At 60.2% G+C, this 10857-nt stretch carries 9 protein-coding genes; 4 read left to right on the forward strand and 5 right to left on the reverse strand.

Annotated elements, in window-relative coordinates; translation table 11 throughout:
• Positions 1 to 567: 567 nt before the first annotated feature.
• Positions 568 to 2970 carry a maltodextrin phosphorylase gene (gene malP, locus DW58_RS19355; protein ID WP_024549772.1) on the forward strand — a complete coding sequence of 801 codons (2403 nt, stop codon included), beginning with the start codon at positions 568 to 570 and terminating at the stop codon, positions 2968 to 2970.
• Between the two features lie 9 nt (positions 2971 to 2979).
• Positions 2980 to 5091, forward strand: coding sequence for a 4-alpha-glucanotransferase (malQ, locus tag DW58_RS19360; RefSeq protein ID WP_029593358.1), 2112 nt, complete (start codon positions 2980 to 2982; stop codon positions 5089 to 5091).
• A gap of 85 nt (positions 5092 to 5176) precedes the next feature.
• Here the strand turns inward: malQ and nfuA are convergent, their stop codons facing one another.
• Positions 5177 to 5752, reverse strand: a complete 576-nt coding sequence (nfuA, locus tag DW58_RS19365) for a Fe-S biogenesis protein NfuA (RefSeq protein ID WP_024551167.1) — start codon at positions 5750 to 5752, stop codon at positions 5177 to 5179.
• Positions 5753 to 5810: 58 nt separating this feature from the next.
• A complete protein-coding gene (gntX, locus tag DW58_RS19370; protein WP_024562733.1) occupies positions 5811 to 6494 on the reverse strand; it encodes a DNA utilization protein GntX in 684 nt (227 codons plus the stop codon).
• A gap of 40 nt (positions 6495 to 6534) precedes the next feature.
• Between gntX and bioH the strand changes: the two genes are divergently transcribed.
• Together bioH and DW58_RS19380 are read left to right on the forward strand one after the other, a co-directional pair.
• On the forward strand, positions 6535 to 7311 hold the full coding sequence (gene bioH / locus DW58_RS19375; RefSeq protein WP_024562734.1) for a pimeloyl-ACP methyl ester esterase BioH: 777 nt from the start codon (positions 6535 to 6537) through the stop codon (positions 7309 to 7311).
• 133 nt (positions 7312 to 7444) lie between these two features.
• Complete coding sequence (locus tag DW58_RS19380) at positions 7445 to 7714, forward strand: YdgH/BhsA/McbA-like domain containing protein (protein WP_024551034.1); 270 nt, start codon at positions 7445 to 7447, stop codon at positions 7712 to 7714.
• A gap of 35 nt (positions 7715 to 7749) precedes the next feature.
• Here DW58_RS19380 and feoC read toward each other — a convergent pair whose 3' ends face one another.
• The 3 genes from feoC to feoA are packed head-to-tail and all read right to left on the reverse strand — an operon-like array spanning position 7750 to position 10553.
• On the reverse strand, positions 7750 to 7986 hold the full coding sequence (feoC, locus tag DW58_RS19385) for a [Fe-S]-dependent transcriptional repressor FeoC (RefSeq protein WP_024551033.1): 237 nt from the start codon (positions 7984 to 7986) through the stop codon (positions 7750 to 7752).
• Positions 7987 to 7996: 10 nt separating this feature from the next.
• Positions 7997 to 10300 carry a Fe(2+) transporter permease subunit FeoB gene (gene feoB, locus DW58_RS19390; protein WP_029593366.1) on the reverse strand — a complete coding sequence of 768 codons (2304 nt, stop codon included), beginning with the start codon at positions 10298 to 10300 and terminating at the stop codon, positions 7997 to 7999.
• A gap of 28 nt (positions 10301 to 10328) precedes the next feature.
• On the reverse strand, positions 10329 to 10553 hold the full coding sequence (gene feoA, locus DW58_RS19395) for a ferrous iron transporter A (RefSeq protein ID WP_024549185.1): 225 nt from the start codon (positions 10551 to 10553) through the stop codon (positions 10329 to 10331).
• Positions 10554 to 10857 lie beyond the last annotated feature (304 nt).

Below are 10857 nucleotides of genomic sequence, written 5' to 3' on the forward strand. Positions count from 1 at the left end.
TTTTTTTGCGCTTCGTAATTAATTAATAATTAAGGTCGGACAGATTGCGCTTTATTGCAAGTTATGTCTGGATTGGCGGCCCCTGAATTTGCACTCTGTCACATTTCTATTACCCCTATGAATAAATCGACGATTTTACAGCCAAAGGCAGGCGCGCCAAGGGCTGGCGCTGTGAGCGTGCGATCGCCCGATCGCCTCTGAGAGAAGCGTAATGTGCAAAACAGCGCGCCCAATTATGCGCCGGAGGGACGTGAAGTGGGAAAAGCACCCCAAAAAAGTAAATTTTTGTCATCGTTGATGTCGTTATCGTTATTTTTATAAAACTCCATTTCATATTTTATAAATAGAGTGTGACTAAACTTACCATTGGGATAATTACCGCGCGCGCTGCACGGGGGATAATTATCGCGACCACTGTCCATGCGGGTTTCCATCGCGTCTGGCGCACGGGTGACTCCTCCCCGCCGCTCCTCCCTGTCTAATCCCCCCCAGGAGGAGGACGCGATCGGGGTCGCCTGGCACACTACCCGGAATGCTCATTCTCTTTTAACAGGACTCCCGTTTGCTATGTCACAGCCAGATTTCAACCCCGCGCAGTTTGAAGCTGCACTGACACGTCAGTGGCAGCGTTTTGGTCTGAGTTCAGCCCGCGAAATGAACCCCCAGCAGTGGTGGCACGCCGTGAGCGGTGCAATCGCCGAGCTGCTTCCGGCACAGCCGGCGGCGCAGCCGGAGGCAACGCAGCGCCATGTGAACTACATCTCGATGGAGTTCCTGATTGGCCGCCTGACAGGCAACAACCTGCTCAACCTTGGCTGGTACGAGGCGGTAAGCGAGGCGCTGAGCGCGCATAACGTCAACCTGACCGACCTGCTGGAGGAAGAGGTGGACCCGGCGCTGGGCAACGGCGGCCTGGGACGTCTGGCAGCGTGTTTCCTGGATTCAATGGCGACGGTAGGCCAGTCTGCCACCGGTTACGGCCTTAACTACCAGTACGGCCTGTTCCGTCAGTCCTTTAAGGATGGCCACCAGCAGGAAGCGCCGGACGACTGGCACCGCAGAAGCTACCCGTGGTTCCGCCACAACAGCGCGCTGGACGTGCAGGTGGGCGTGGGCGGTAAGATTGTAAAAGACGGCAAGAGCGTGCGCTGGGAACCCGCGTTTACCATGGTGGGCGAGGCCTGGGATCTGCCGGTGCTTGGCTATCGCAACGGCGTATCCCAGCCGCTGCGCCTGTGGCAGGCGACGCATGCGCACCCGTTCGATCTGACGAAGTTCAACAACGGCGAGTTCCTGAAAGCCGAGCAGCAGGGCATTGATGCTGAAAAGCTGACCAAAGTGCTCTATCCCAACGACAACCACCAGGCCGGGAAAAAGCTGCGTCTGATGCAGCAGTATTTCCAGTGCGCCTGTTCGGTGGCCGACATTCTGCGCCGTCATCACCAGGCGGGTCGCAAACTGCAGGATCTGCCGACGTACGAAGTCATCCAGCTCAACGACACGCACCCGACCATCGCCATTCCGGAGCTGATGCGCGTGCTGCTCGATGCCCACCAGCTCAGCTGGGACGAGGCCTGGGAGATCACCAGTCAGACCTTTGCGTACACTAACCACACTCTGATGCCGGAAGCGCTGGAGTGCTGGGACGAGCGTCTGGTGCGCCAGCTGCTGCCGCGCCATATGCTGATCATCAAAGAGATTAACGACCGCTTTAAAACGCTGGTGAGCAAAACCTGGCCTGGTGATGATGCCGTGTGGGCGAAGCTGGCCGTGGTGCACAACAAGCAGGTGCGCATGGCGAACCTGTGCGTGGTGAGCGGTTTTGCAGTAAACGGTGTGGCGGCGCTGCACTCCGATCTGGTGGTCAAAGATCTGTTCCCGGAATACCACCAGCTGTGGCCGGGCAAATTCCATAACGTCACCAACGGCATCACCCCGCGCCGCTGGATCAAACAGTGCAACCCGGCGCTTGCTGCCCTGCTGGACAAGACGCTGGAGCAGGAGTGGGCCGACAATCTGGACGTGCTGCAAGGGCTGGAAAAATACGCTGACGATGAGGCGTTCCGTCAGGCGTATCGCGCCATCAAACGCGACAACAAGGTCAAGCTGGCTGCCTACGTGAAAGCGCGCACCGGCATTACGATCAATCCGGACGCAATCTTTGATATCCAGATTAAGCGCCTGCACGAGTACAAGCGTCAGCACCTCAACCTGCTGCACATCGTGGCGCTCTATCAGGAGATTCGTAATAACCCGAAAGCGGACCGCGTACCGCGCGTCTTCCTGTTTGGTGCGAAGGCCGCGCCGGGCTATTACCTGGCAAAAAACATCATCTATGCCATTAATAAAGTAGCCGACGTGATCAACAACGACCCGAAAGTGGGTGATGCGCTCAAAGTGGTGTTCCTGCCGGACTACTGCGTCTCGGCGGCGGAAGTGATGATTCCGGCGGCGGACGTCTCCGAGCAGATCTCAACCGCAGGGAAAGAGGCATCGGGCACCGGCAACATGAAGCTGGCGCTTAACGGCGCACTCACCGTCGGCACACTGGACGGCGCAAACGTTGAGATCGCCGAGCAGGTGGGAAGTGAAAATATCTTTATCTTCGGTCATACCGTCGAGCAGGTGAAGGCGCTGAAAGCCAAAGGTTACGATCCGCTGAAGTGGCGTAAGAAAGACAAAGCGCTGGATGCGGTATTGAAAGCCCTTGAAAGCGGCGCGTTCAGCGACGGTGATAAGCACGCCTTTGACCAGATGCTGCACAGCATCGGCAAACAGGGCGGCGACCCTTATCTGGTAATGGCGGACTTCAGCGCCTACGTGGAGGCGCAGCGCAGTGTCGACACGCTGTATCGCGACCAGGATGCCTGGACGCGTGCCGCGATCCTGAACACCGCTCGCTGCGGCATGTTCAGCTCTGACCGCTCGATCCGCGATTACCAGCAACGTATCTGGCAGGCCAAACGCTAAGGAACCGCCATGGGCAGCAAACAACTGGAAAAGGCCGCGCAGGCGGCGGGCATCAGCCCAACCTATATTAATGCGCACGGTAAGCCGCAGGCGATCGCGGACGACACTCGCCAACGTTTGCTGGATGCCATGCACCCCACTGCCGCGGAGTCATCCGCGGCAACACCGCTGCCGGCAGTACGCGTCTTTACCCGCGGTTCAAAGATGGCGCTGTCCGTGGGGGGGAAAGGTGAATACCACTGGACGCTCACCACCGAGCAGGGCAAACAGCACACCGGCACAGCGCAGGCGGGGGGCGACCTGACGTTGCCTGCCCGGCTGCCTGAGGGGTATCACACCCTGACGCTGACCCGAAAAACCCACACGTGGTCGTGCCGGATTATCATTGCGCCGAAACGCTGCTACGAGCCGCAGGCGCTGCGCGACGGGGAAAAAATCTGGGGCGCCTGCGTGCAGCTTTACACCCTGCGCTCCGAGAAAAACTGGGGTATCGGTGACTTTGGCGATCTTCAGGCGATGCTGCACGATGTGGGTGCCCGCGGTGGCGCGTTTATCGGCCTGAACCCGATTCATGCGCTCTACCCGGCCAACCCGGAGAGCGCCAGTCCTTACAGCCCTTCCTCACGCCGCTGGCTGAATATCGTCTATATCGATGTCAACGCCGTTGAGGATTTTACCCTCAGCAATGAGGCGCAGGCCTGGTGGCAGCTACCGACCACCCGGCAGGCGCTGAAAAAGGCGCGCAACGCCGAGTGGGTGGATTATGCGGCGGTGACCGCTCTGAAGCTTACCGCCCTGCGCATGGCGTGGACGCGCTTCGCTGCCCGCGACGCCGACGACGCGCAGAAAGTCGCGTTTCGCGATTTTGCGGCCCGGGAAGGCGAGGGCCTGTACTGGCAGGCGGCCTTCGACGCGCTGCACGCCAAACAGGTGCAGGAGGACGAGATGCGCTGGGGATGGCCGGTATGGCCTGCTCACTATCAGCGCACCACCAGCCCGGAAGTGAAGGCGTTTTGCGAAACCCACGCCGACGACGTGGAGTTCTATCTCTGGCTGCAATGGCTGGCCTATTGCCAGTTCCAGGCGTGCTGGGAAACCAGCCAGCAGTACAAGATGCCGGTAGGTCTGTATCGCGACCTGGCGGTGGGCGTGGCGGAAGGGGGAGCGGAAACCTGGTGCGATCGGGAGCTGTACTGCCTGAAAGCCTCGGTGGGTGCGCCGCCGGATATTCTTGGGCCGCTGGGTCAGAACTGGGGCCTGCCGCCGATGGATCCGCACGTCATGAACGCGCGCGGTTATCAGCCGTTCGTCGAACTGCTGCGCGCTAACATGACCCACTGCGGGGCGCTGCGCATCGACCACGTGATGTCGATGCTGCGTCTGTGGTGGATACCCTACGGTGAAACCGCCGATAAGGGCGCCTACGTCCACTATCCGGTCGATGATCTGCTGGCGATTCTGGCGCTGGAGAGTCAGCGTCATCGCTGCATGGTGATTGGGGAAGATCTCGGTACCGTGCCGGCGGAAATTGTCGGCAAGCTCAAGCGTAGCGGCGTTTACTCCTACAAAGTGCTCTACTTTGAAAACGATCATAACAAGCACTTCCGCGCGCCTGAGAAGTGGCCCGTGCAGTCAATGGCGGTGGCGACCACGCACGACCTGCCGACGCTGCGCGGCTACTGGGAGAGCGGCGATCTGACGCTTGGCAGAACCCTGGGGTTATACCCCGACGAGGAGATGCTGCGCGGGCTGTACGCCGATCGCGAGCAGGCGAAGCAGGGGCTGCTGGACGCGCTGCATCAGGCGGGCTGCCTGCCAAAACGCGCCGGGCACCGGGCGAAAGGGATGAAGATGAGCGCCACGCTGAATCGCGGGCTGCAGCGTTACATTGCGGACACGCAAAGCGCGCTGCTTGGGCTGCAGCCGGAGGACTGGCTGGATATGGCCGAACCGGTCAACATCCCTGGCACCAGCTACCAGTACAAGAACTGGCGGCGTAAGCTTTCGACCTCTCTCGAAGCGATGTTTTCCGATCGGGCCATCGACCGGCTGCTGAAAGACCTCGACAAACGTCGCCGTGCCGCCGGACGCAAAACCCAGCCTGCCCGTAAGACGAAGTAGGTTTGCACGCCGAACGCGTCATCGGCTGGCGCCGAAAACAACAACGCCCGCGAAAGCGGGCGTTTTGTTAACTGGCAGCTGCAACTCAGTAGTATGAGTGCTCGCCGCGCTGGTGCTCGGTGAGGTCGCGCACGCCTTTCAGCTCCGGGAACTCGTTCAGCAGCTGCTTCTCGATCCCTTCTTTCAGCGTCACGTCCACCATTGAACAGCCGTTGCAGCCGCCGCCAAACTGCAGAATGGCGTAACCTTCGTCGGTGATCTCCATCAGCGTTACACGGCCGCCGTGGCCTGCCAGCTGCGGGTTGATCTGCGACTGCAGTAAATACTCCACGCGCTCCATCAGCGGTGCGTCGTCAGCGACTTTACGCATTTTCGCGTTAGGCGCTTTCAGGGTCAGCTGCGAACCCAGCTGGTCGGTGACGAAATCAATTTCGGCGTCTTCCAGATAGGGGGCGCTCAGCTCATCCACATACGCGGTGATCTGCTCAAATTTCAGCTCGGTGTCGCTGGCTTCGACCGCGTCCGGCGGGCAGTAGGAAACGCCGCACTCGGCATTCGGCGTGCCTGGGTTAATGACGAAAACGCGGATCTGCGTTCCCTCTTCCTGGTTCGCCAGGAGCTTTACGAAGTGAGCCTGGGCTGTATCGGAAATACGAATCATAGCAATGGCCTAATAGTTGACTATTTTAGTTGGTTATAATACGCCCATCATCGAGGGTCTACAAGGTTCGACACAGGCACCACACCTGGACCGTCGCTGCGCCGTTGCGCTTCAGCAGGCGCGCGATCTCCGCGACGGTGCTGCCGGTGGTCACGACATCATCCACAATCACCATATGGCGACCCGTCACCGGCAATTCAAGGCGGAAGGCGTTTTTGAGGTTGCTTTTGCGCAGCCTGGCGCTGAGATGATGCTGAACCGCGCCGCGGCGAAGACGCGTTAACGCCGCGGCCTCGTACCGACAGCCAAGCTGCCGGCTAAGGCAGCGCGCGAGCAGGTGACTCTGGTTATACCCGCGTTGCCAGGCGCGCAGGCGGTGGAGCGGCACGCTGACCATAAACTCCGGGGGCGGCAAGCCGGTTTCGCGGCGCTGCGCCAGCACCTGTAGCGTCAACAGCCTGGCCAGCGCGGGCGCAACGGCGGTGGCGCCGCTGAACTTGAGACGATGCACCAGCTGGCTGAGCGGCGCGGCATAATCGCTCACGCAGACCAGCCGCTCCCAGGGCGGTGGGTGTTGCAGGCAGCGCCCGCACTCACGCCCTCGCCCTGCCGCGGGCAGCCCGCAGCGTGGGCAACGTGATGGCGTAATGGAGAGCGACGCGGTGCAGCAGGAGCAGATCCCCCAGTGCGCCAGCCGCAGCGGCAGATGGCATAGCCAGCACAGCCCCGGTACTGTTAGCATGACGCGCTTCCTTGCATGAAAATAATGAGAACAGTAACTGATGAATGACATCTGGTGGCAGACCAAAGGAGAGGGGAATTGTCATCTTGTGCTGCTGCACGGATGGGGCCTGAATGCGGAAGTGTGGCATTGCATCACGGCGGAACTGGCTTCGCATTTTACTCTGCATCTGGTGGACCTGCCGGGCTATGGCCGCAGCCAGGGCTGCGGGGCGATGCCCCTGGAGGCGATGGCGGAGCGCGTGATGGCGCAGGCGCCGGAACAGGCGATCTGGCTGGGCTGGAGCCTCGGCGGGCTGGTGGCCAGCACCGCTGCGCTGCGCTATCCGTCCCGGGTGCAGGCGCTGGTCACGGTGGCGTCATCCCCCTGCTTTAGCGCTCGTGAGGAGTGGCCCGGCATCAAACCCGAGGTGCTGGCGAACTTCCAGCAGCAGCTCAGCAGCGATTTTCAGCGTACCGTTGAGCGTTTCCTCGCTCTGCAAACCCTGGGAACCGACAGCGCCCGGCAGGATGCGCGCCTGCTGAAAAGCGTTGTGCTGGCGCAGCCGTCGCCGTCGCTGGAGGTGCTGGACGCCGGGCTGGAGATCCTGAAGACCGTAGACCTGCGTGATGCGCTGAGCGCGCTGCGCCTGCCGTTTTTGCGGCTGTATGGTCGGCTGGACGGCCTGGTGCCGCGCGCCATCGTCCCGCTGCTGGATGAACATCTGCCGCACAGCGAGTCGCAGGTGTTTCCCAAAGCCGCCCACGCGCCGTTTATTTCGCATCCCGGCGAATTCTGTGAAGCGCTACTGGCACTGAAAGCGCAGCTCAGGAATTAAGAAACTGGCCGCATTGCAAATCTCACCTGGCGAAACAATACTCAACGGGTAACCGCTTGTTTTTTGTCCGTCTCGACACGGTCACCGGACAGGCGGGACATACCGCATCTATCCAGTTCAGGGAGAGTCATCTATGAAACGTGTAACAGGTATTGTGGCGGCGCTGATTATTGGTTCACTGTCCGCCGGGGCCTACGCCGCAGAAGAGTTGCAGAGGGATAAAGTCGCAGGGATGAATCTGACTAAAGTCGGGGATATCAGCATCGATCAGGGCTCCGCGCCCATGGATGCCAAAGAAGCACTGTCCAAAAAAGCCGATGAGATAGGCGGAAAATACTTCGTCGTCACCAGCGGACAGAAGCACGGCGATAAAATCCACGCCACCGCAGAAGTGTATAAGTAAGATACTCAAAAGGCGGGCATGACCCGCCTTGTTTACTACCGTAGCGCCCACCAGCGCGGCTGGCAGGCTTTTCCTTCCGGGCACGTCCGGCACGCGCCGGTGGCACACCCGGCCTCGTCGGCTGACAGGCTGACCACCCGCCCCATCGCTTCCAGCTGCTTAAGCATCGCCTCCACCAGCGGCAGCGGCGTTGCGGTGCGTTGCCCTATCTGCGCCGCCTGTAAACGCCCCTCCAGCGCCAGCATATCCCGTATCGCCATCAGACTGGTCATCGCTTCCTCCTCAGTGGCAGTGGCTCTGCTGCGCGGTAGCGGTGTCCGGCGTGAGCAGCGCTACCTGAACGCGGCTGCGCGCCCGACGCAGGCCCATTATCAGCAGCAGGTTAAACAGTACCACGCTGAGCATCGCCACCAGGCTGTAGTGGGGATGAGCGTTGAAGGTCGCGCTCTGGTAAAACAGCGTTGCCAGGCTGTAGGCGATATTCAGCCCCCACAAGATTGAGAAGGTCATCCAGCCGCGGCTGGATTCGCGGGCAATGGCGCCCATCACCGAGATGCAGGGGATGTAGAGCAGCACGAAAATAAGGTAGCTGTAGGCCGCTGCCTCGCTGCCGAATTTACTGCTCATCACGCCCATGGCACCGCTTGCCATCTCGCCGTCGCCTTTGCTGGCCTCAATGGGGTTCGCCAGCACGCTCAGGCTGAAGGTGGCTTTCAGGCTGTCCCAGGTGTCGGTCAGCGCCGCGCCCAGCTCGTCGCGCAGGTTGAACTGGGTGACGTCGAACCCGGCGTCGTGAATATCTTCGGCGGTATAGAGCGTGTTGAGCGTGCCGACCACCACTTCTTTCGCCATCGCCCCGGTAAACAGGCCTACCGTCGCCTGCCAGTTATCCTGCCCGACGCCGATCGGCTCCAGCAGCGGGGTGAGCACTTTACTCACCGAGGCGAGCGCCGAGTCGTTAATGGTGTTCACCGGTTTGCCGCTGAACGAGAAGCTGTTCAGCGCGCCGATAAACACGCTGACCACCACAATCACTTTCCCGGCGCGCAGCACGAAGCCTTTCAGGCGCTGCCAGGTTTGCAGCAGCAGGCTTTTCAGATGCGGCACGTGGTAGACCGGCAGCTCCATGACGAACGGCGACGCTTCGCCGCGCATCAGGGTGTGCTTGAGCATCAGGCCGGTGAGGATCGCCATCAGAATGCCCAGCAGGTAGAGCGAGAACACCGCCAGCGCGCCACGCTGGCCGAAAAACGCCGAGGCGAAGACCGCGAAGATGGCGAGACGGGCGCCACAGGACATAAACGGCGCCATCATGATCGTCATCAGCCGTTCGCGCGGTGCATCCAGGGTACGGGCGCCCATCACCGACGGCACATTGCAGCCGAACCCGACAATCAGCGGAACGAAAGATTTTCCGGGCAATCCCAGGGACTGCATCAGGCGATCCATGACAAACGCGGCGCGCGCCATGTAGCCGGAATCCTCAAGGAATGACAGGAACAGGTACATCATGCCGATCTGCGGCACCAGCGGCAGGACGGTATTGATACCGCCACCGATGCCCTGCGCCAGGAAAATCGTCAGCCAGGTGGGGAAGTGCAGCGTGGCGCCCAGCCACTGAATGCCGTGGATGAACAGCGCCACGGAACCCGCATCAAAGAAGGGCTGCAGCGCGCCGCCTATGTTAATCGCGAGCAGGAACATCACGTACATCACCAGTAAAAACACCGGCAGGCCCAGTACGCGATTGAGGATAATGCGGTCGAGCGCGGCGGTCAGGCGGTGCGGCTCGGCGGTCAGGCTGTTGCTCACCGCCTCGCAGATGGCGGCGATGCTCTGATAGCGCGCATCGGCGATATGCAGCGCCGGATCGTCCATCTCCTGCTCAAGCCGCGCCTGCGCGGCGGCGAGGTGATGAGCGGCGTCGCCCGCCCGGGCGCGGCTGTAGATATCGCCCTCCAGCATCTGAATCGCCAGCCAGCGGCGCTGGGGTGCGGTCAGCGACGCGGGCATCGCCTGCGCCAGCGATTCGGCTTCTCGCAGCAGGGGTTGTGCATAGTGCACCGGTTCAACGGCGCGGTTGCCGGGGTGGCGGTCAATAGCCAGCTTCAGCGCCGGGATGCCGCGGGCGCGCGTGGAGACCAACGGTACCACCGGGCAGCCCAGCCGTGCGGAGAGGGCGTCCATATCGATCCGGATGCCCTGTTTCTCGGCGATGTCCAGCATGTTGAGCGCCACGATGCAGGGGATGCCCAGCTCCAGCAGTTGCAGTGTCAGGTAGAGGTTGCGTTCAAGATTGGCGGCGTCCACCACGTTAATCAGCATATCCGGCTCGCCGCTCAGAATGTAGTGGCAGGCGATCTGTTCATCCAGCGAAGTCTGGGAGGAGATGGTGGTCAGGGAGTAGGTGCCGGGTAAATCCACCAGCCGCACGACGCTGTCGGTGGTGGTGAAATTCCCCTCTTTACGTTCGACGGTAACGCCTGCCCAGTTGCCCACGCGCTGGCGCGCCCCGGTAAGCTGGTTAAACAGCGTGGTTTTGCCGGAGTTTGGATTGCCGATAAGGCCGATGGTAATATTTTTCATGGTGATGACGCTCTATATACGCCTGGACTCAGGCGCTCGCTTCCACATTTAATAACGCGAGATCTTTCTTGCGTAATACCAGATTAACGCGCCGCGTTTCGATATGAATCGGGTCGCCAAAGGGCGCCACGCGCACCACGTTAAATAACGCGCCGGGCAACATGCCGAGCGATAAAAGTTTCTGACGATAGGCCGGGCTGATCGACGTCGCGAAGCCGGTTATTTTCCACGAGCTGCCTGGTGTGTATGCCATAAATCCTGCTTATCAATATCGTGCCTGCGCGTCGCGCGCGGCGTGGGATCACAGAAGGGAAGGTATGCTACGGGCTACGATGATAATGAGAATTCTTTTTATCTGCAATGCCGAAAATGTGAACAAATATAGTTTTAGACACAGTTAACACTGTAATTGATTTAAATCAAAATACAGCGTTGAGCTGTCAATAATTAACATCTGGTGACATTCTGTTTTGCAGGTTGAATTTATTTGTTAAGGAGTTGCTAATTAATAGCGGCGGCACCGGGAAATAAGGTGTAACGCGAAAAGAAATCGGTGA

Source organism: Siccibacter turicensis LMG 23730 (assembly GCF_000463155.2).
GTDB classification, from domain to species: domain Bacteria; phylum Pseudomonadota; class Gammaproteobacteria; order Enterobacterales; family Enterobacteriaceae; genus Siccibacter; species Siccibacter turicensis.

Excerpts from the sequence above, each read along its gene's own strand:
- malP (WP_024549772.1), top strand. The coding sequence starts at position 568 with ATGTCACAGCCAGATTTCAACCCCGCGCAGTTTGAAGCTGCACTGACA.
- malQ (WP_029593358.1), top strand. The coding sequence starts at position 2,980 with ATGGGCAGCAAACAACTGGAAAAGGCCGCGCAGGCGGCGGGCATCAGC.
- nfuA (WP_024551167.1), bottom strand. The coding sequence starts at position 5,752 with ATGATTCGTATTTCCGATACAGCCCAGGCTCACTTCGTAAAGCTCCTG.
- gntX (WP_024562733.1), bottom strand. The coding sequence starts at position 6,494 with ATGCTAACAGTACCGGGGCTGTGCTGGCTATGCCATCTGCCGCTGCGG.
- bioH (WP_024562734.1), top strand. The coding sequence starts at position 6,535 with ATGAATGACATCTGGTGGCAGACCAAAGGAGAGGGGAATTGTCATCTT.
- DW58_RS19380 (WP_024551034.1), top strand. The coding sequence starts at position 7,445 with ATGAAACGTGTAACAGGTATTGTGGCGGCGCTGATTATTGGTTCACTG.
- feoC (WP_024551033.1), bottom strand. The coding sequence starts at position 7,986 with ATGACCAGTCTGATGGCGATACGGGATATGCTGGCGCTGGAGGGGCGT.
- feoB (WP_029593366.1), bottom strand. The coding sequence starts at position 10,300 with ATGAAAAATATTACCATCGGCCTTATCGGCAATCCAAACTCCGGCAAA.
- feoA (WP_024549185.1), bottom strand. The coding sequence starts at position 10,553 with ATGGCATACACACCAGGCAGCTCGTGGAAAATAACCGGCTTCGCGACG.